Below are 19,575 nucleotides of genomic sequence, written 5' to 3' on the forward strand. Positions count from 1 at the left end.
GCGGCGGCCCCCTCGACATGCCGACCTTTTGTCACCATAACGGAGGATCTGCCGGGTAGATGCTCGCCGCCGCTCCACAGGCGGCAAGTACGATGGCCGCCGTGCCCCCGTGGGATGCGTTCACCGCCACCGAAGCGGAGGTCCGCGCGCTGGTCGCGGACCCGCGCTGGGAGCGGCTTCCCGTGCCCGCGCGGGCCGAGGTGATCGCGTCCAGGACCCTGGTGACGCCCGACGGCGACCGCTGGCTCTTCGGCGCGCACGCGCGCTGGCACCTGCACGACCCGGCCGACGGCCGCTGGCACCTGGCCCCACCGCCCCGAGGCGCCCACGTGCGCCGGGCCGGGCACGCCGCCGCGGTGCTGCCCGCCCGGGTCATCCCCCGGGGTCCCGACTTCGCCGCCGAGCCGGGCTCGACGCAGGCGTTCGTCGGTCCCGACGTGCCCGCCCACGTAACCGAGCAGATCCGCGTGCTGGTGCGCGCCGCCGGCCGCAGGTCCGAGCTGGACTTCCCGCTGACCGCCTTCGACGAGATCCTCGCCGGCGACGTGCCGAGCACGGTCGCCGCCGTCTGGGGGACCGTCATGTGGTGCGCGTACGCGCCCGCGTTCGACGGCAACGAGCGGCTGCTCACCGTCTTCGGCGAGTACCTGCGCCGCCCGTTGCCCGGCGACGAGTGGGTGCGCTGGGTGCCGGCCCCACCGCTGCTCGACCTCGTCCGGCTCGTCGCCGAACGGATGCGCGCCGGCCGGCACCGTGAGGCGCTGCGACTGACGGCCGTGATGGCCGACACGGCCCAGATCCTGCTGGCCGACGCCCGGTTCAGGCCCCGCGCCCTGGCGCTGCTCACGATGGTCGAGCCCGCGCTCAACCGGCCCGGCCTGGACGAGCCGGCCGCCCGGCGCGACGACGAGTCGCTACGGCGGGCGTGGCTGGAACGCTGCCCGCCAAGGCTGGGACGCGCCCTCCTGGTGGAGACCGACCCCCGGGCGCACTTCTGCCACACGGTCTACGACCTGGTGGAGGCGCTGTCGTTCACCCCGGACCCGGCGCGGGCCGCGGCGACGCTGCTCGCGGACCTGTCCGACTCCAAGGGGCTGCTGCCGGGGATGCTCGACCACCGGCTCAGGCACGCCTACGACGAACTGTCCCGCGCGGGGCTCACCGGCACCTCGGCCGCCGAGGCCACCCAGCCCGACGGCTTTCCCGTCCTCGGCCCCGCCCAGCCGCTCCCCCCGCCGCACCGCCCCACCGCCGGTCCGACCGGCCCGTCCCACCCCCCAGGCCACGCCCAGCCGACCGGCGGGACAGCGTCCGCCGGTCCGGGCATCCCCGCCACCGGCCACTTCACGGGTCCGGCCGCCTCGGGTGCCGGGCATCCCTCAGGCGCCTGGTGGGACGGGCGGGCGGGAGACCCCACCGGAGCGGGCGGCGGCACCGCTACGGGCCGTCCCGCGGTCTCCGGCCCGACAGGCGGTCCCGGCGGCGTCCGGCACCCGGCCCGTGAGTCCCGCGCCGGTGAGCGCGCGCCCGGCGCCGGTGCGGGGCCGGGGCATCCCAGGACCGGAACCGGCATGCCTGCGGCCGGGACGCCCAGAACCCCGATGCCCGGAACCGGCATGCCCGGAACCGGGACCCACGGGACCCCGATGCCCGGAACCGGCATGCCCGGAACCGGGACCCACGGGACCGACGGGACGCCGGTGCCTGGGACCCCGATGCCTGGCAGCCCGGTGCCTGGCAGCCCGGTACCTGGGACTCCGGGGCCTGGGGGTGCCGTACCGGGTGGGGTGGGGCGGGTAGGGGGGTTCAAGACGCGGTGGGGCGTCAGCGCGGTGCCGGCGGCGGCCAGGAAGGCGCGGGAGGCCCTGTCGCGGATGCCGCACCGGCCCGTCGTGTCGGGGTTCGAGATCGAGCCGCCCGACCGGGCGAGCGCGGCGGCGGTGCTGGGGGCCGCGTACGCCGCCGGACTGGCGTGGCGCGGCGTGAGTGGGGCGCGGGTGCCGGATCGCGGGTTCGCGGGGCAGTCGGCGCTCGTGCTGCGGATCGTCCACGAACGCGACGACATCCACCCCTAAACCACTAACACCGCTATTTCCCCCTTACCTCGCCCATATCCCCTTATCACTCTAGACAGCAGACAATTCGCTGAATTGTGATCTCTGCTTCGGGAAATGATCCCGGTGGGGCCAGGGTGACGCCGAAAGGAATGACTCCGATGGGCCATGTCGCCGAAGAGGCCTCCGCCGTAACCTCGTAGAGGGTGTGGGCTGCGGAAGGAAGGACGACGCGGTGGGGCACGACGACCTGGACTCTCGGGTCCACGACCGTGTCGCGTTGGACGAGATTGCGCTCTACGCCGAGGTGCTTACCGCTGTCGCTATCAGCGAGCGGCGGCTGACCTTGGACGAGCTCGACGACGCGCTCGGATTGCGGACTTCGGCCTGAAAAAGATCAACACATTCGGTCCCGGACTCCTGAGGAGTCCGGGACCGCGTTGGGGCATGGCTGACTTCATCCCAGATGACTAGTCATTCAAGCGATCTTTCTGCTGGCGGATTCGTCCCCGGCAGCTCTTTGACGCCATCGAGACGCCGCATGAACTCCGGATCACCGCAGGAGCGCGTCAGGAACGGACGAGTCGTGCGATCGCGGCCGAGGCCTCCTTGACCTTCGCGTCCGCCTCGGGTCCGCCGTTGTTGATCGCGTCCGCGACGCAGTGCGAGATGTGCTCCTCCAGCAGCCCCAGGGCCACCGCCTGCAGGGCGCGCGTCGCCGCGGACACCTGGGTGAGGATGTCGATGCAGTAGGCGTCCTCGTCGACCATGCGCTGCAGGCCCCTGATCTGGCCCTCGACCCGCCTGAGCCTCGTCAGGTACGCCTGCTTCTCCGCGGTGTAGCCATGCATGCCTCCACGATACCCGGATCCCGTATCGTGTCAGCGAAGCTCGGAGATCAGCTTCTCCCACTGCGGGGCGACCTCGTCCGCGGCGTGCCGGACGGCGGTCTCCAGCGCGCCGGCGGCCAGCGAGCGCCGCCTGCGCTCGTCGTCGATCAGCGCGAGGAGCGCCGCGGCCAGCAGCTCCAGGTCCGCGGCGGCGGCCTCGGGCACCAGCACCCCGTTGTAGCCCGTCGCCACGAACTCCGCCGGCCCCCTGGCCCCCTCGAACGCCACCACCGGCACCCCGCACCCCATGGCCTCCAGCACGGTCATGCCCAGGTCGCCGCTGCGCGAGGTGTTGGCCACGATCGACGCCTTGGCGAACTCCCCCGCCAGGTCGGGCGTGGTGCCCATGAAGTAGACGTGGTTGTGCAGGTCGAGGTCGCGGACCAGCTCGCGCAGCCGCCGCTCCTCGGGGCCGCCGCCGTAGAGCCTCAGCCGCCAGTCGGGCCGTTTGTCGGCCACCGTGGCGAACGCCCTGATCAGCCGGTCGTACGCCTTGACGGGCACCCACCTGCCGCCGGCGGCGACGATGCGGTTGTCCATCCGGGAGCGCGGCCACGGCCCGCTCGGCAGCGCGTCGGGCACGGTGCGCACGGCCGGCCCGCCGTCCAGCAGCCCCGTCCACTCGGCCTCGGTGCTCTCGGTGGCGGTGACGACCGCGTCGAGCCGGGGATAGTACCTTCTCACCGGCGCGGGCACCGAGGGGCGGCTCCACTCGCGGGCCAGCTTGAGCACCTCGCGCGGCGCGTGCCTGGCCGCCTGGACGCCCAGGGACGGCCTGGTCGTGATCAGCACGTCCGACCTGATCCCGCGCAGCAGCCGCCACAGCGCGACCTCGGTGCGCACCTGGCCGCGCGGCAGCAGGTGGCGCACGCCGGGCCTGACGTCGATCACCGAACGCATGGTGACCCCGGGCGCCACGGGGAAGAACGGCTTGTCCCGGTGCCGCCTGATGCTGATCACCTCGACGTCGTGCCGTTCGGCGAGGGCCCCGGCCAGGTTGAGCGTGGAGCGGACGTCGCCGCGCATGCCGTACGCGGAGGAGAGCATCAGGCTGATCCTCACCCGCCCACCTCGATGCGCAGCTCGTCGTCGGCGGTGTAGCAGGGCCGGATGGGCACGCCGTCGATCCGGGCCGACGGGTAGTGCAGGCGCCGGCGTTTGCCGTCGACGTCGTCGAGCCGCGAGCCGAGCTTGAGCGGCCGGGTCACGCCCTCCACCTCCAGCGAGGGCTCCCACGTGCCGGACCCGCCGGGATCGGCGGCGAGCACGTCCACCAGCGAGAACGCCGCGTGGAAGCGCACCCCCTGCACGGTGGCCGAGGCGCGCAGCACGGAGCCGTCGGACTGCCTGCGCTGCAGCGACAGCCGGGCCTCGTGGCGCACGTCGTCGTCGGCCAGCCCGGTGAAGGCCAGCAGCCCCGTCACCTCGAAGCGGCCCTCCCGGAACCAGATCGCGCGCACCTCGGCGACCGGCTCGGCGTCGGAGATCTTCAGGGCGAGGTAGCCGTTGCGCGTGCGGTAGGAGCGGTAGGCCATGGTCCGCTTGCACAGCGCGTACGCGTCGAGATGGTCGAGCGAGAAGCCCGGGTCGATGCTGTGCAGCCGGGTGCGCTTGCCGTCGCGGCGCAGGTAGGTGTCCCAGCGCCCGGCGGTGAGTTTCAGGGGCGCGAGCGAGACGGCCACGCTGGCCTCCCCCGTCCGGGCTCCCGGTGTGCCGAGCAGCACGTCACGTTCGACCCCCGTGGTCCGGTGTCTGAGCACGAGCTCGGTGCCGTCCCCCAACGGCTCTTCCATGGCGAGTCTCAGGGAGAGCACGTCGGCTAGCGTGACTTCCGCGTCTGTGACGACGACGCGCATCGCGAGCCCCCTCCCCGTCGAATGAAGCCATGCGTCGTTGAGGTTACCGTGATTTTCCCGTTATGTGGATGGCGGATTTTCTCCGCATCCGCCTCCTGACATGCGGAACTCCTCCACAGGAGCTGTGGAGGAGTCCGACTTTCGCGGGTCAGGAAGGGGTCTTGACCGATTTGATCAACAGCTGGGCCACGTCCACGACCTCAAGGGATTCCTTGGCCTCGCCACTGTTCTTCTTCTCGTTGATGGCGTCGCCGAGCATCACCATGCAGAACGGGCAGGCGGTCGAGACGGTGTCGGGATCGGTGGTCAGCGCCTCGTCCACCCGCTCGGTGTTGATGCGCTTGCCGATGCGCTCCTCCATCCACATGCGCGCGCCGCCCGCGCCGCAGCAGAAGCCGCGGTCCTTGTGGCGGTGCATCTCCTGGGTCTGCACGCCCGGCACCTTGGACATGATGTCGCGCGGCTGGGAGTAGACCTTGTTGTGGCGGCCGAGGAAGCACGGGTCGTGATACGTGATCTTCTCCTCGATCGGCGTGATCGGCGTCAGCCTGCCCTCGTCCACCAGCTTGGCGAGCAGCTGCGTGTGGTGCACGACCTCGTACGTGCCGCCGAGCTGCGGATACTCGTTGGCCAGCGTGTTGAAGCAGTGGGGGCAGGTGGCGACGATCTTCTTGACGCCGGCCTCGTTCAGGGTCTCGATGTTCTGCTGGGCCAGCATGTTGAAGAGGTACTCCATGCCCAGGCGGCGCGCCGGGTCACCGCTGCACGCCTCCATCGGGCCGAGCACGGCGAACTTCACGCCGGCGATGTGCAGCAGCTCGGCGACGGCCCTGGTCGTCTTCTTGGCCCGGTCCTCCAGGGCTCCGGCGCAGCCGACCCAGAAGAGGTATTCGGCGTCCTCGGGCATCTTGTCCTCGACGACCTCGACCTCGAAGTCCAGCTCGGCGATCCAGTCGGCCCGCTTCATCTCGGACATGCCCCACGGGTTGCCCTTGTTCTCCAGGTTCTTCACCATCACTCCCGCCTCGGACGGGAACGACGACTCGACCATGACCTGGTAGCGGCGCATGTCGAGGATGTGGTCGATGTGCTCGATGTCCACCGGGCACTGCTCGACGCAGGCGCCGCAGTTGGTGCACGACCACAGGACGTCCGGGTGGATGACTCCGTCCTCGCCGACGAGCGGCTTCTCCAGCAGCGCCAGCACGTCGGTGTCGGCGTGTTCCGTGGACGCGCCGGCCAGCAGGTACGGGGCCACCTTGAAGGCGTGGTCACGCTGGTCGAGGATGAGCATCTTGGGCGACAGGGGCTTGTCGGTGTTCCACGCCGGGCACTGCGACTGGCAGCGGCCGCACTCGGTGCAGGAGTAGAAGTCGAGGAAGCCCTTCCACGTCGTGTCGCCGATCTTGCCGCGGCCCAGCCGTTCGGGGTCGAGGTCCTCGTCCTCGAAGTCGACCGGCTTGCCGTCCACGCGCAGCTCCGGCGCGGCGCCCAGGGCGTCGGGGCGGCGCGAGAAGAGCACGTTCAGCGGCGCGGTGAAGATGTGCAGGTGCTTGGAGTTCACCACGATGACCAGGAACACCAGCATGAAGCCGATGTGCAGGAGCAGCGCGATCTGCTCCAGCAGGTGGCTGGCCGGGAGGACGTCGCCGAGGGCGATCGAGACGAAGGCGCCCGAACTGTAGGGCAGGTTGCCGTTGGCGGCCGCCGCGCCGCGCGCCAGGAAGAGCGTCCAGATGATGTTGAAGATCATGAACAGCACGAGCCAGGCGCCGCCCAGGTGGGAGCCGGAGAAGCGAGACCTGCGGCCCAGCGTCTTCGGCGAGTTCCTGACCCGGATGACGGCGAACGCCACCAGGCCGAGGAGACAGGCGACCGCGATGAAGTCCTGCAGGAAGCCCAGCACCGCCCACTGGCCGATGAGCGGGATGTGGAAGTCCGGCCGGCCGGTGATCGCCCCCTGGATGATCGCGCCGTACGCCTCGATGTAGACGGTCAGCAGGATGAAGAAGGCCCACATGACGAAGAAGTGGGCCACGCCGGACGGCGTCCACTTGAGCAGCTTCTTCTGGCCGAACACCTCGACGAGCTGCGCCTTGGCCTCGTCGGCCGCGTGCGCCCTGGCGTACTCGACCCGCTCGGGGGCGGGTGGGCCGACGGTGGCCAGCTTGTACAGGAACATCGTCCGACGGCCGGCCGCGGCCACCGCCAGGACGGTCATGATGAGTCCGATGATGGCTACCCAGAGCACGGGCCCTCCCACAGACGACGTTGGCTGCCAGCGTACGGACGCCGGTCATCCACGCAATGACCAGGTCACCCCAGAATCCTACCCACGAGTAACATTCTGGGGTAATGCGACCCACCCTACGGGCCGCCGACCCTCCGGAACAGTGCTCTACCCCGTGAAGTAGCGCTGGATCGTCGGGGCCAGCAGCTCGACGAGCTCCTCCGGGTCGGCGCTGGCCATCGGCTCCAGCCTGAGCACGTAGCGGGCCATCACCACGCCGAACATCTGGGCGAACGCCGCCTCGATGCGCAGGTGCGGCACGTCCAGCGTATGGCTCACCCGCAGCAGCAGCGCGTTGGAGACGAACTCGCGGAACATCGCGGCCGCCTGCTCGTGCGTCATCGCCGAGCGGATGAGCGCGAGCATCGGCTCGCGCGTCTCGGGCGCGGCGGTGACGCTCAGGATCAGCCGGACCAGCCGCTCCCCGACCTGCTCGCGCGGACCGTCGAGCACCGTCGGCACGACCACCTCGGGACTGAGCGGCAGCTGCAGCGCCGCCGCGAACATGCCCTCCTTCGTCGCGAAGTAGTGGTGCACGAGGGCCGGGTCCACCTGCGCCTCCCGCGCGATGCCGCGCACCGTGGCCTTGTCGAAGCCCTTCTCGGCGAACACCCGCCGGGCCGCCGCCAGGATCTCGCCACGCGTGTCGGCCGAACCGGGCCTGCGGCCCGGCCGCCGCCGGGTCGTCACCGGCCCACCGCCAGGTAGACGCGCATCGGCACCGACACCACCCCGCCGGGGAACGTCCTGCGCAGCTCCGCGCGCCGCCGCTCCACCAGCGCGTCGGCCGCCTGCGGCGGCAGCTCGGCCATGTAGGAGTGGGAGCGCATGCCGAGCAGGAACTCCTCGATGCCGGCCAGCCGGGTCCACGGGATCCAGCGCTCGGCCACCACCTCGAACGCCTCGGCGATGGGCGGCACCGACCACTCCTCCAGCGCCTGCCCCCAGTAGGCCGGGCACTCCTCGGCCAGCAGCGCCTCGTGGGCGGCCAGCCACTCGGCCTGCCGGGCGTCGGTGAGGTTCCAGCAGCCGGCGATGGCGCCGCCGGGACGCAGCACCCGCCTCGCCTCGGCGATCGAGGCCACCGGGTCGAGCCAGTGCCAGGACTGCGCGTACGTCACCAGGTCGGCCACGCCGTCGGCCAGCGGCAGCGCGTTGCCGTCGGCCCGCACCGCGGCGGAGGCCGTCGTGCCGCCCTCCTCTCCGGAGCGGGACACCAGGCGGGTCAGCATCTCCGCACTCGGGTCCACCGCGACCACCCGCGACCCGCGGGCCCGCAGGGCGCGCGTCAGGATGCCCGTGCCGGCGCCCACGTCGACCGTCGTCGCCCCGGCCAGGTCCACCCCCGACACCTCCGCCAGCGCGGCGAACAGCTCGTCGGGGTAGGACGGCCGCCCCGCGTCGTAGGCGTCGGCGACCCCGTCGAACACCCGGGCCAGCTCGCGCATCGGCCCCACGCTCATGCGGAGGCCGCCAGGTGCAGCCGGGCGAACGCGAGCGCCTCGGCCAGGTCGTCGATCCGCTCGGAGCGGCTGGCCGCCTTGCGTGTGTTGATCTCCAGCACGACCAGACCCGTGTAGCCCGAGCCGGCCAGCCGTTCGAGGATCTGCGCGCACGGCTGGTTGCCCCGGCCGGGCACGAGGTGCTCGTCCTTGTTGGTCACGCCGAGACCGTCGGCCAGGTGCAGGTGGGCCAGCCGGTCACCGAGCTTGGTCGCCATCTCCATCGCGTCGGAGCCGGACACGGCGGTGTGCGACAGGTCGAGGGTGACCTGCGGGAAGTCGTAGTCGATGGGATTCCAGTCGGGAGAGTAGGGCACCACGTCGTTGTTCCTCGCCCGCAGCGGGAACATGTTCTCCACCGCGAACGTGACGTCGGTCTCCTCGCGCATGCGGGCGAGGCCGGTCTCGAAGTCGCGCGCGTAGTCGCGCTGCCAACGGAACGGCGGGTGCACCACCACCGTCGAGGCGCCGAGCCGTTCGGCCGCCTTGCGCGCCCTGACCAGCTTGGCCCACGGGTCGCGGCCCCACACGCGCTGGGTGACCAGCAGGCACGGCGCGTGGATGGCGAGCACGGGCACCTGGTAGTGGTCCGACAACCGTTCGATCACGTCGATGTCCTGGCTCACCGGATCGGCGCCGACCATGATCTCGACACCGTCGTAGCCCAGGCGGGCGGCCAGTTCGAACGCGTCGGGGGTGCGTTCGGGGTATACCGAGGCGGTGGACAATGCGATCTTCGCATTGGGCACGCGGATGACATCAGCCACGTTGCCAGCCTAAGCCGGTGACACGGTTCTGGCGCGCGACCCCTACGGTTGGGTCATGCCCCGGATCGCCAAAGGCGCCGTCCCGAGTCCCAACATCTGGAACACGCCGCAGGTCTACGAGCTGGAGAACCGCGCCGTGGACCCGGACGGCGCGGCCGACGCCGCCATGCGGGCGCTGCGGTCGTGGGCCGGCGGCACGGTGCTCGACATCGGCTGCGGCACCGGCTACCACCTGCCCGCCTTCGCGGCCGAGGCGGCCAGGGTGATCGGCGTGGAGCCGCACGGCGACCTGGTTGCGCTGGCCCGCCGCCGCTGCGCCGACCTGGCCGGCGTCGAGGTGCACGCCGCCGCCGCCCAGGACCTGCCGCTGCCCGACGCCTCGGTGGACGTGGCGGTCGCGCGCTGGGCGTACTTCTTCGGCCCCGGCTGCGAGCCCGGCCTGCGCGAGCTGTCGCGGGTGGTGCGGCGGGGCGGCGCGGCCTTCGTCATCGACCTGGACGCGAGCCGTGGAGCGTTCGGCCGGTGGTTCTCCCGCACGGTGCCCGGCTACTCCGTCCGCGAGGTGGAGGCCTTCTGGGACCGGCACGGCTGGCAGCGGCAGCCGCTCGACCTGCGGATGGTGTTCGAGCGGCGCGCCGACCTGGAGGCGGTGCTGCGCATCGAGTTCGCGCCGAAGGTGGCCGAGCAGGCGATCGCCGAGACGCCCGGACTGGAGCTGGCCTATCCGAACGTGCTGCGCTGGCGGCACTTCTAGGGCTTGACCTTGACGCCGGTGTCAATGTTTACGGTGGTGGCATGCGCATCGGAGAGCTGGCCGGGCGTACGGGAGTGAGCACCCGTTCGCTCCGCTACTACGAGCAGCACGGCCTGCTCACCGCCCGGCGCGGGGCCAACGGCTACCGCGAGTACACCGAGGACGACATCCGGCTGGTGGCCGAGATCCGCTCGCTGCTGTCGGTCGGCTTCACGCTGGAGGACACCCGGCCGTTCGTCGACTGCCTGCGCGCCGGGCACGGCTCGGGCGGCGCCTGCGGCGACTCCGTCGCCGTCTACCGGCGCAAGCTGGCCGAGATCGACGACGAGATCCGCGTCTTGCTCGCCCGCCGCGCCGAGGTGGCGGCCCAGCTCGGCGAGTCGTGCGCCGGCTGCTTCTTCAAGGGAGAACGATGATCACGCTGACCGCGGACAACTTCGACGAGCAGGTGCTGCAGAGCGACAGGCCGGTGCTCGTGGACTTCTGGGCCGAGTGGTGCCCGCCCTGCCGGATGGTCGCTCCGGTGCTGGCGGAGATCGAGGCCGAGCACGGCCTGACCGTGGGCAAGCTCAACACCGACGAGAACCCCACGATCATGGCCCGCTACGGCGTGCTGAGCCTGCCGACGCTGCTGCTGTTCGCGGACGGCGAGCCCGTCAGGCAGGTCGTCGGCGCCCGCCCCAAGCGCATGCTCGTCTCGGACCTCGGCCTGGCCTGACCCGGCGCGCGCCGTCGGCGCCGCGGATTGTCGGCGCGGACCGCTAGCCTGCTCCGCATGGCCAAGACAGCCCCGAAGCCCGGATACCGCTGCGCCGAGTGCGGCTGGCGCACCACCAAGTGGGTGGGCAGGTGCGGCGAGTGCCAGGCGTGGGGCACCGTCGACGAGGAGGGCGCCCGCGCCGGCGTCAACGTCGTCCAGGCGGGCGCCACCACGGCCCCGGCGATGCCGATCGGCCAGGTCAAGGCCGAGGTGGCCGCCGCGCGCAGCACCGGCGTGGCCGAGCTCGACCGGGTGCTCGGCGGCGGCCTGGTCCCCGGCGCCGTCATCCTGCTGGCGGGCGAGCCGGGCATCGGCAAGTCCACGCTGCTGCTGGAGGCCGCGGCGCGCATGGCCGAGGGCGAGACCGTCCTCTACGTCACGGGCGAGGAGTCGGCCGCACAGGTGCGGCTGCGCGCCGACCGCATCGGCGCGATCCGCGACCGCCTCTACCTCGCCGCCGAGACCGAGCTGTCGGCGCTGGTCACCCACGTCGAGAAGGTGCAGCCCCGGCTGCTCGTCGTCGACTCGGTGCAGACCATCGGCTCCGCGCAGGCCACCGGCGTGCCCGGCGGCGTCACCCAGGTGCGCGAGGTCGCCGCCAACCTCGTGCGGCTGGCCAAGGAGCGCAACATGGCGACGGTGCTCGTCGGCCACGTCACCAAGGAGGGCTCCATCGCGGGGCCGCGCACGCTGGAGCACCTCGTCGACGTGGTGCTCAACTTCGAGGGCGACCGGCACTCCCGGCTGCGCATGGTCCGCGCGATCAAGAACCGCTACGGCCCGACCGACGAGGTCGGCTGCTTCGACCTGCACGAGCGGGGCATCGAGGGCATCACCGACCCGAGCGGGCTGTTCGTCTCGCGGCGCAGCAGCCCGGTGCCCGGCACCTGCGTGACGGTGACCGTCGAGGGCACCCGCCCCCTGCCCGCCGAGGTGCAGGCGCTGGTGGCGCGCACGGAGGCGCAGCAGCCCCGGCGCACCTCCTCGGGGCTCGACACCTATCGGGTGCAGATGATCCTGGCCGTCCTGGAGCGCCGGCTCAACGCGAAGCTCGGCGGCTGCGACGTGTTCACCGCGACCGTGGGCGGCATCAAGCTGGCCGACCCGGCCGTCGACCTGTCGGTGATGCTCGCCGTGGCCAGCGCCGCCGGCGACAAGCCGCTCCCGGCGGGGCTGGTGGCGCTCGGCGAGGTGGGCCTGGCGGGCGAGCTGCGCCCGGTCAAGGACGTCCGCCGGCGGCTGAGCGAGGCCGCGCGGCTCGGGTTCCGGCGCGGGCTGGTGCCCGCGGGCTCCCTCGACGAGGGCGGCGGCAAGCGCAACGGTCAGCGGTCCCTGGTGCGGGTGGGGCCGGTGGCGTTCGCCCCGGGATTCGAGGTGGTGGAGGCGGAGAACGTCTGGGACGCTCTCACACACGTCACATAGCGCCGCTAAGCTGGGCGTGACGAACGACACGGGGGTCTGGTGCCAAACGACAGGAGTCTGGACGACCGCCGTCGCGAAGCCCTGGCCGCGGTGGCTCCGGGCACGCCGCTGCGCGACGGTCTGGAGCGGATCCTGCGCGGGCAGACCGGCGGCCTGATCGTGCTCGGCTACAACAGCCTCGTCGAGCAGGTGTGCAGCGGCGGGTTCGAGCTCGACGTCGAGTTCTCGGCGACCCGGCTGCGCGAGCTGGCCAAGATGGACGGCGCGATCGTGGTGAGCAACGATCACAAGATCGTGCGGGCCGCCGTGCACCTCGTCCCCGACCCCGGCATCCCGACCGACGAGTCGGGCACCCGCCACCGCACCGCCCAGCGCGTCGCCCGGCAGACCGGCCTGCCGATCATCGCGATCAGCAAGTCGATGCGGATCATCGCCCTCTACCTCGACGGCATCCGCTACGTCCTGGAGGAGTCGGCGGCCATCCTGTCCAAGGCCAACCAGGCCCTGGCGACGCTGGAGCGCTACAAGCACCGCCTCGACGAGGTGTCCGGCACGCTGTCGGCGCTGGAGATCGAGGACCTGGTGACGGTCCGTGACGTCGCGGCCGTCGCCCAGCGCCTGGAGATGGTCCGGCGCATCTCCGACGAGATCAAGGGCTACGTGGTCGAGCTCGGCACCGACGGGCGGCTGCTGTCGCTCCAGCTCGACGAGTTGGTGGCGGGCGTCGACTCCGAGCGCGAGCTGGTCGTGCGCGACTACCTCCCGGCCTCGCCGGCCCGGCGCGCCCGCCGCCTGTCCGACGCCATGCACGAGCTCGACCGGCTCTCGGGCAGCGAGCTGCTCGACCTGTCGGCCGTCGCCCACGTCCTCGGTCACGACGACGAGATCGACGGCGCGGTGAGCCCGCGCGGCTTCCGCCTCCTGGCCAAGGTGCCGCGCCTGCCGGCCACCGTCGTCGACCGTCTGGTCAACCACTTCGGCAGCCTGCAGAAGCTCCTGGCGGCCAGCATCGACGACCTGCAGTCCGTGGGCGGCGTCGGCGAGTCGCGCGCCCGCAGCGTCCGCGAGGGCCTGTCACGCCTCGCCGAGTCCTCGATCCTCGAACGCTACGTCTGACCGGCAGGCTCGTCCCGGCGTCGTCAGCGCAGGTGGAAGACGCCCTTGTGGCTCTTGAGCTTGCCCATGCGCGCCACGGCCACGTACGTGCCGGGCAGGGCGGTGGGGCGGTCGGAGCGGCAGTCGGCGGTGGAGCGGCGCCGGTCCCAGTCGACCGAGCGCACGAACGGCACGCCCCGCTGCAGCTCGCGCACCTCGGCGCCGGACCCGCTCACGCAGTCGGAGGTGGACCAGATCCGGTCCTCCCCCGAGGTGATGCGGACCTCCACGGCCCGCGGCCCCACGTCGGCCCGGCACATCACCGGCCCGGTGTTGACCAGCGTCACCAGGAAGTTCGGCCAGGCGCCCGCCGCGTACACCTCCTGCTTGCCCTGCAGGCTGAGCACCAGCTCGGCCTCGTCGCACGGCTCCCCCGGGCGTTTCTGCCTGGCGGCGGGGGCGGTGGTCCTGGGGGTGGGGTTCGGCGTGGGCGTGGGGCTCGCCGTGCCGAGGGCGAGGGTGCGCAGTCCCGCGAGAAGGGGATCCGCGGCCGGGGTGGCGCTCGCCGAGGAGTCGGCGCTGGAGGAGCGCTGCGGCCCGTCGCCCCCGCTGGAGCAGGCCCATGCCACGACGGCCACGACCACCAGCACGGCGATGAGCACGCTCATGCGCCGCCGCCAGTAGACGTCGCCACCCCCGTCGCCGCCGTCACGCATCGTATCCGGATCCATACGCACAGCATGGTGACGGAGTGGCTGCTTGACGTGGACGACACGCCGTCTCTTGCCATCTCGCAATACGCTGGGGCGCGTGGTTGAGCCGAACCTCCTACACGTCCCCGTTCTGGAGTGGTACGACGCCAACGCCCGGGATCTCCCGTGGCGTGCCGCCAGCGCGACGCCGTGGGGCGTGCTGGTGAGCGAGATCATGCTTCAGCAGACCCCGGTCGTGCGGGTGCTGCCGGTCTGGCGCGAGTGGATGGAACGGTGGCCCACGCCCAAGGCGCTGGCCGCCGAACCGCCGGGCGAGGCGGTGCGGCACTGGGGGCGGCTCGGCTACCCGCGCCGGGCGCTGCGGCTGCACGCCTGCGCCCGGGCCATCACCGAGGAGCACGCCGGCGAGGTGCCGTCCGACCACGCGACGCTGCTGGCGCTGCCGGGCGTCGGCGAGTACACCGCCGCCGCGGTGGCCAGCTTCGCCTACGGCGGGCGGCACGCGGTGCTCGACACGAACGTGCGCAGGGTCCTCGCCCGCGCCGTACGGGCCGAGGAGTACCCGCCGCAGGCCACCTCCGCGGCCGAGCGGCGGCTGGCGGAGGCGTTGCTGCCGGAGCTGGGCGCGGCCCGCTGGGGCGTGGCGGTGATGGAGTTGGGCGCCCTGGTGTGCACGGCCCGCTCGCCCCGGTGCGCCGACTGCCCGATCGCGCACACCTGCGCGTGGCGGCTGGCCGGCAAGCCGCCGCACGCGGGCCCGGCGCGCAAGGGCCAGACGTACGCCGGCACCGACCGGCAGTGCCGGGGCCGTCTGCTCGCCGTGCTGCGGGCGGCGCACGGCCCGGTGCCCAAGGAGGCGCTCGACGTGGTGTGGGACGACGCGGTGCAACGCGAGCGGGCCCTGGACGGTCTGGTCGCCGACGGCCTGGCCGAGCACCTGCCCGACGGGACCTTCCGGCTGCCTCACGGCTGACGGCAGGCCCATTCGCAACAGGAATATCACTCTTGCGAATAAAGGGTGCTAGTCCCCAAACTTCGCGAAACACCCACAACTCGGCCGGTAGAGTCACGGGAGCGGAAGGCTGTTCGCCTGCCCGCTGTGCCCCTGATGACGATAATGAGGCGCTGGTATGCGCCGTGGCATGCCGTTGACTGGAGTGAGAGTGGAGATGGGCGAGATGGCGGCCAGCGGCGCGCGTCCGACGACGCGGGACAAGGCGGGTCGTGGCGTCAGCAAGGCCATGGAGCCCGAGCTGCGCCAGCTTCTGGCCGGACTGACCGCGGTCAGGGACGGCGACTTCGGCACCCGGCTGCCCGACGACGCGGGCGGCCTGCTCGGCGAGATCGCCCAGGTGTTCAACGGCATGGTGGACCAGCTCTCCCTGTTCACCTCCGAGGTGACCCGGGTGGCCCGCGAGGTGGGCACCGAGGGACGGCTGGGCGGCCAGGCCGAGGTTCCCGGCGTCTCCGGCACCTGGAAGGACCTCACCGAGTCGGTCAACGCCATGGCCGGCAACCTCACCAGCCAGGTGCGCAGCATCGCCGAGGTGACCACGGCCGTCGCCAAGGGCGACCTGTCGCAGAAGATCACCGTGGACGCCCGGGGCGAGATCCTGGAGCTGAAGAACACCGTCAACACGATGGTCGACCAGCTGTCCTCCTTCGCCGACGAGGTCACCCGCGTCGCCCGCGAGGTCGGCACCGAGGGCCAGCTCGGCGGCCAGGCCGACGTCAAGGGCGTGGCCGGCACCTGGCGCGACCTCACCGACTCGGTCAACTACATGGCCGGCAACCTCACCGCCCAGGTGCGCAACATCTCGCAGGTGGCGACGGCGGTGGCCCGCGGCGACCTGTCGCAGAAGATCACCGTCTCGGCCCGGGGCGAGATCCTGGAGCTGAAGAACACCCTCAACACGATGGTCGACCAGCTGTCCTCCTTCGCCGACGAGGTCACCCGCGTCGCCCGCGAGGTCGGCACGGACGGCCGGCTGGGCGGTCAGGCCGACGTCAAGGGCGTCTCCGGCACCTGGAAGGCGCTGACGGAGTCGGTCAACGTCATGGCCGACAACCTGACCGCCCAGGTGCGCAGCATCGCCGAGGTCACCACCGCCGTCGCCAAGGGCGACCTGTCGCAGAAGATCCGGGTCGACGCCCGGGGCGAGATCCTGGAGCTGAAGGAGACCATCAACACGATGGTCGACCAGCTGTCGGCGTTCGCCGACGAGGTCACCCGGGTCGCCCGCGAGGTCGGCACCGAGGGCCAGCTCGGCGGCCAGGCCACCGTCCGCGGCGTGTCGGGCACCTGGAAGGACCTGACGGACAACGTCAACTTCATGGCCTCCAACCTCACCGGGCAGGTGCGCTCCATCGCCCAGGTGGCGACCGCGGTGGCCAAGGGCGACCTCTCCCAGAAGATCAACGTCGAGGCCAAGGGCGAGGTCGCCGCGCTGGCCCAGACGATCAACACGATGGTCGACACGCTGTCGGCGTTCGCCGACGAGGTCACCCGCGTCGCCCGCGAGGTCGGCACCGAGGGCCAGCTCGGCGGCCAGGCCCGGGTGCCGAACGTGGCCGGCACCTGGAAGGACCTCACCGACAACGTCAACTCGATGGCCGACAACCTGACCAACCAGGTGCGCTCCATCGCCCAGGTCACCACCGCCGTCGCCAGGGGCGACCTGACCCGCAAGATCGACGTGGACGCCCGCGGCGAGATCCTGGAGCTCAAGACCACCATCAACACCATGGTGGACCAGCTCTCCTCGTTCGCCGCCGAGGTCACCCGCGTGGCCCGCGAGGTGGGCAGCGAAGGCCGGCTGGGCGGCCAGGCCGAGGTCGAGGGCGTCTCCGGCACCTGGAAGCGGCTCACCGAGAACGTCAACGAGCTGGCCGGCAACCTCACCCGCCAGGTGCGCGCCATCGCCGAGGTGACCAGCGCCGTCACCTCGGGCGACCTGACCCGGTCGATCACGGTCGACGCCGAGGGCGAGCTGGCCGACCTGAAGGACAACATCAACTCGATGGTGGGCTCGCTGCGCGAGACGACGCGGGCCAACCAGGAGCAGGACTGGCTCAAGTCCAACCTGGCCCGCATCTCCGGCCTCATGCAGGGCCACCGCGACCTGTCGGCCGTGGCCGAGCTGGTGATGAACGAGCTGGCGCCGCTCGTCTCGGCCCAGTACGGCGCGTTCTTCCTGGCCGAGGACGCGCCCGCGGGCGTCGAGCTGGAGCTCATCAGCGCGTACGGCTACAGCGACGACGCCGAGCGGCCCACCCGCTTCAAGCTCGGCCAGTCGCTGGTCGGCCAGGCCGCCCGCGCCCGCCGGACGATCGCGATGGACGACGTGCCGGCCGGCTACGTCCGGATCTCCTCGGCCCTCGGCCACACCACCCCCGCCTCCGTGATCGTGCTGCCGATCGTGGTGGAGGAGCAGGTGCTCGGCGTCATCGAGCTGGGCTCGCTCTACGCCTTCACCCCGGTGCACCGGGCGTTCCTGGACCAGCTGATGGAGACCATCGGCGTCAACGTCAACACGATCATCGCCAACGCCCGTACCGACGAGCTGCTCGTGGAGTCGCAGCGGCTCACCGCCGAGCTGCAGGCTCGCTCGGAGGAGCTGCAGAACCAGCAGGAGGAGCTGCAGCGCTCCAACGCCGAGCTGGAGGAGAAGGCGGCCCTGCTGGCCAGCCAGAACCGCGACATCGAGACCAAGAACCTCGAGATCGAGCAGGCCCGGCAGGAGCTGGAGACGCGCGCCCAGCAGCTCGCGCTGGCCTCGAAGTACAAGAGCGAGTTCCTGGCCAACATGAGCCACGAGCTGCGCACCCCGCTCAACAGCCTGCTCATCCTCGCCCAGCTGCTGGCGCAGAACCACACGCGCAACCTCACCCCCAAGCAGGTCGAGTACGCCAGCATCATCCATTCGGCCGGCTCCGACCTGCTCCAGCTCATCAACGACATCCTCGACCTGTCCAAGGTCGAGGCGGGCAAGATGGACATCGCGCCCGAACGGGTCCCGCTGCGGCAGCTCCTCGACGACATCGAGGCCACCTTCCGCCCGATGACCACGCAGAAGAGCCTCGACTTCGTCGTCTCGACCGCGGCCGGCGTGCCGGTGGACGTGCTGACCGACGACTCCCGGCTCCGCCAGATCCTGCGCAACCTGCTGTCCAACGCGGTGAAGTTCACCGAGGCGGGCAGCGTCGAGCTGCACATCGAGCCGGCGGCCCCGAGCGAGGTGCCGTCGCCGGTGCGCGCCCACGGCGCCTCCATCGCCTTCCGGATCAAGGACACCGGCATCGGCATCGCCGAGCCGCAGCTCGAAGCCATCTTCGGCGCCTTCCAGCAGGCCGACGGCACCACCAGCCGCAAGTACGGCGGCACCGGGCTGGGCCTGTCGATCAGCCGGGAGATCGCCCATCTGCTCGGCGGCGCGATCACCGCCCAGAGCGCGCCGGGCAAGGGCAGCGTCTTCACCCTCTACCTGCCGGTGGCGCGGCCCGACTTCGAGGAGCTGCCGTCCGGCGCCGCCGGGCCCGAGCGGCCCGCCCGCGGCGCTGAGACGGTGTCCGCCCTGCCGCCCGCCCCGCAGCCGCAGCACCAGCAGCAGCGGCGGCTCCTGGTGATCGAGGACCGCAACCGGGGTCTGCTGTCGCTGGTGGCCGAGAGCGCGGTGGGCGACCTGGCCAACAACCGCGACCTGGGCGACATGCGCGGCCCGATCGAGGTCGTCACCGCCGTCGGGGTCCAGGAGGCCGCCGCCGCGCTGGCCGCGCAGGCCTACCACTGCATCGTGCTGGAGCTCGACATGGCCGACGGGGCGGCGCTGCGCTTCCTGGAGGACATGGACGGCGACTCCGCCCTGAGCGGGGTCCCGGTGCTGGCCTACAACAACTGGCGGCTGGACCCCCGCCAGGAGTCCGACCTGCAGGCACGCACCGGCACCCAGCCGCTGGAGCTGCTGTCCAGCCTCGACGAGCTGCGCGAGCGGATCGCGCTGCACCTGTCGGCGGAGGAGCCGGGCGACGTGCTGCCGCTGGTGCGGCACGAGGAGGTGCACCGGCCCGTCGCCCAGCGGGTCGATGACACGCTGGCCGGACGCACGGTGCTGGTCGTCGACGACGACGCGCGCAACCTGTACGCGCTGACCGGCATCCTGGAGATCCACGGCCTGCAGGTGCTCCACGCCGAGAACGGACGCAAGGGCATCGAGGTGCTCACCTCGCACCCCGAGATCGACATCGTGCTGATGGACGTCATGATGCCCGAGATGGACGGCTACGCGGCCACCGCCGCCATCCGCCAGATGCCCCAGTACGCCGAGCTGCCCATCATCGCGGTGACGGCCAAGGCGATGCCGGGCGACCAGGAGAAGAGCCTCGCCTCCGGTGCGAGCGACTACGTCACCAAGCCCGTGGACGCGAGCGACCTGCTCGCCCGCATCCAGCGCTGGCTGACGTCGTAGCACCGGG

At 71.8% G+C, this 19,575-nt stretch carries 17 protein-coding genes; 9 read left to right on the forward strand and 8 right to left on the reverse strand.

What is annotated here, in order from left to right; genetic code table 11:
• The first annotated feature begins 101 nt into the window (after window positions 1–101).
• Together CXR44_RS35680 and CXR44_RS39875 are read left to right on the forward strand one after the other, a co-directional pair.
• Entirely contained in the window at window positions 102–2,075 is a 1,974-nt protein-coding gene (locus tag CXR44_RS35680) for a hypothetical protein (RefSeq protein ID WP_144070210.1), read from the forward strand.
• A 214-nt stretch (window positions 2,076–2,289) separates the two neighbouring features.
• Window positions 2,290–2,445 carry a hypothetical protein gene (locus CXR44_RS39875; RefSeq protein WP_180903870.1) on the forward strand — a complete coding sequence of 52 codons (156 nt, stop codon included), beginning with the start codon at window positions 2,290–2,292 and terminating at the stop codon, window positions 2,443–2,445.
• Between the two features lie 178 nt (window positions 2,446–2,623).
• Here CXR44_RS39875 and CXR44_RS35685 read toward each other — a convergent pair whose 3' ends face one another.
• The 7 genes from CXR44_RS35685 to CXR44_RS35715 all read right to left on the reverse strand — a co-directional run bounded on the left by CXR44_RS35685 (window position 2,624) and on the right by CXR44_RS35715 (window position 9,359).
• On the reverse strand, window positions 2,624–2,905 hold the full coding sequence (locus CXR44_RS35685) for a metal-sensitive transcriptional regulator (protein WP_101790553.1): 282 nt from the start codon (window positions 2,903–2,905) through the stop codon (window positions 2,624–2,626).
• Between the two features lie 30 nt (window positions 2,906–2,935).
• Window positions 2,936–4,006, reverse strand: coding sequence for a glycosyltransferase (locus CXR44_RS35690; protein WP_101790554.1), 1,071 nt, complete (start codon window positions 4,004–4,006; stop codon window positions 2,936–2,938).
• Window positions 4,003–4,758 carry a hypothetical protein gene (locus tag CXR44_RS35695; RefSeq protein ID WP_245899842.1) on the reverse strand — a complete coding sequence of 252 codons (756 nt, stop codon included), beginning with the start codon at window positions 4,756–4,758 and terminating at the stop codon, window positions 4,003–4,005. Before CXR44_RS35695 ends, CXR44_RS35690 begins: the two co-directional genes overlap by 4 nt.
• Before the next feature lie 190 nt (window positions 4,759–4,948).
• Window positions 4,949–7,051, reverse strand: coding sequence for a (Fe-S)-binding protein (locus CXR44_RS35700; protein ID WP_101790556.1), 2,103 nt, complete (start codon window positions 7,049–7,051; stop codon window positions 4,949–4,951).
• A 147-nt stretch (window positions 7,052–7,198) separates the two neighbouring features.
• Entirely contained in the window at window positions 7,199–7,780 is a 582-nt protein-coding gene (locus tag CXR44_RS35705) for a TetR/AcrR family transcriptional regulator (protein WP_101790557.1), read from the reverse strand.
• Window positions 7,777–8,538 (reverse strand): class I SAM-dependent methyltransferase, encoded by a 762-nt coding sequence (locus tag CXR44_RS35710; RefSeq protein ID WP_101790558.1) that lies wholly within the window; start codon window positions 8,536–8,538, stop codon window positions 7,777–7,779. The genes CXR44_RS35705 and CXR44_RS35710 overlap by 4 nt, the downstream gene beginning before the upstream one ends.
• An 11-nt stretch (window positions 8,539–8,549) precedes the next feature.
• A complete protein-coding gene (locus tag CXR44_RS35715; protein ID WP_101790559.1) occupies window positions 8,550–9,359 on the reverse strand; it encodes a sugar phosphate isomerase/epimerase family protein in 810 nt (269 codons plus the stop codon).
• Between the two features lie 55 nt (window positions 9,360–9,414).
• Between CXR44_RS35715 and CXR44_RS35720 the strand changes: the two genes are divergently transcribed.
• Genes CXR44_RS35720 through disA form a run of 5 tightly spaced genes read left to right on the forward strand, consistent with a single transcriptional unit; the run spans window position 9,415 to window position 13,411 of the window.
• Window positions 9,415–10,113: a class I SAM-dependent methyltransferase gene (locus CXR44_RS35720; RefSeq protein ID WP_101790560.1), complete on the forward strand. Its 699-nt coding sequence runs from the start codon at window positions 9,415–9,417 to the stop codon at window positions 10,111–10,113.
• 41 nt (window positions 10,114–10,154) lie between these two features.
• On the forward strand, window positions 10,155–10,529 hold the full coding sequence (locus tag CXR44_RS35725) for a MerR family transcriptional regulator (protein ID WP_101790561.1): 375 nt from the start codon (window positions 10,155–10,157) through the stop codon (window positions 10,527–10,529).
• The gene (trxA, locus tag CXR44_RS35730) at window positions 10,526–10,831 is read left to right on the forward strand and encodes a thioredoxin (RefSeq protein WP_101790562.1); all 306 of its coding nucleotides are present in this window, start codon (window positions 10,526–10,528) and stop codon (window positions 10,829–10,831) included. Before CXR44_RS35725 ends, trxA begins: the two co-directional genes overlap by 4 nt.
• Before the next feature lie 57 nt (window positions 10,832–10,888).
• Complete coding sequence (gene radA / locus CXR44_RS35735; protein ID WP_101790563.1) at window positions 10,889–12,295, forward strand: DNA repair protein RadA; 1,407 nt, start codon at window positions 10,889–10,891, stop codon at window positions 12,293–12,295.
• A gap of 39 nt (window positions 12,296–12,334) precedes the next feature.
• Window positions 12,335–13,411 carry a DNA integrity scanning diadenylate cyclase DisA gene (gene disA, locus CXR44_RS35740; RefSeq protein WP_245899845.1) on the forward strand — a complete coding sequence of 359 codons (1,077 nt, stop codon included), beginning with the start codon at window positions 12,335–12,337 and terminating at the stop codon, window positions 13,409–13,411.
• 23 nt (window positions 13,412–13,434) lie between these two features.
• On the opposite strand, the gene CXR44_RS35745 is transcribed toward disA, so the two are convergent.
• Window positions 13,435–14,121, reverse strand: coding sequence for a hypothetical protein (locus CXR44_RS35745; protein ID WP_101790565.1), 687 nt, complete (start codon window positions 14,119–14,121; stop codon window positions 13,435–13,437).
• Window positions 14,122–14,200: 79 nt separating this feature from the next.
• Here CXR44_RS35745 and CXR44_RS35750 point away from each other — a divergent pair, with 79 nt between their 5' ends.
• The gene (locus CXR44_RS35750) at window positions 14,201–15,076 is read left to right on the forward strand and encodes an HhH-GPD family protein (protein WP_101790566.1); all 876 of its coding nucleotides are present in this window, start codon (window positions 14,201–14,203) and stop codon (window positions 15,074–15,076) included.
• Window positions 15,077–15,245: 169 nt separating this feature from the next.
• A complete protein-coding gene (locus CXR44_RS35755; RefSeq protein ID WP_245899846.1) occupies window positions 15,246–19,568 on the forward strand; it encodes a HAMP domain-containing protein in 4,323 nt (1,440 codons plus the stop codon).
• The last annotated feature ends 7 nt before the right edge of the window (window positions 19,569–19,575 follow it).

Source organism: Nonomuraea indica, assembly GCF_002850745.1.
GTDB lineage: Bacteria > Actinomycetota > Actinomycetes > Streptosporangiales > Streptosporangiaceae > Nonomuraea > Nonomuraea indica.

Bases quoted from the DNA above. Each gene is read 5' to 3' on its own strand.
- CXR44_RS35685 (WP_101790553.1), bottom strand. From the start codon at position 2,905: ATGCATGGCTACACCGCGGAGAAGCAGGCGTACCTGACGAGGCTCAGG.
- CXR44_RS35710 (WP_101790558.1), bottom strand. From the start codon at position 8,538: ATGCGCGAGCTGGCCCGGGTGTTCGACGGGGTCGCCGACGCCTACGAC.
- CXR44_RS35720 (WP_101790560.1), top strand. From the start codon at position 9,415: ATGCCCCGGATCGCCAAAGGCGCCGTCCCGAGTCCCAACATCTGGAAC.
- CXR44_RS35725 (WP_101790561.1), top strand. From the start codon at position 10,155: ATGCGCATCGGAGAGCTGGCCGGGCGTACGGGAGTGAGCACCCGTTCG.
- trxA (WP_101790562.1), top strand. From the start codon at position 10,526: ATGATCACGCTGACCGCGGACAACTTCGACGAGCAGGTGCTGCAGAGC.
- radA (WP_101790563.1), top strand. From the start codon at position 10,889: ATGGCCAAGACAGCCCCGAAGCCCGGATACCGCTGCGCCGAGTGCGGC.
- CXR44_RS35745 (WP_101790565.1), bottom strand. From the start codon at position 14,121: ATGGATCCGGATACGATGCGTGACGGCGGCGACGGGGGTGGCGACGTC.
- CXR44_RS35755 (WP_245899846.1), top strand. From the start codon at position 15,246: ATGCCGTTGACTGGAGTGAGAGTGGAGATGGGCGAGATGGCGGCCAGC.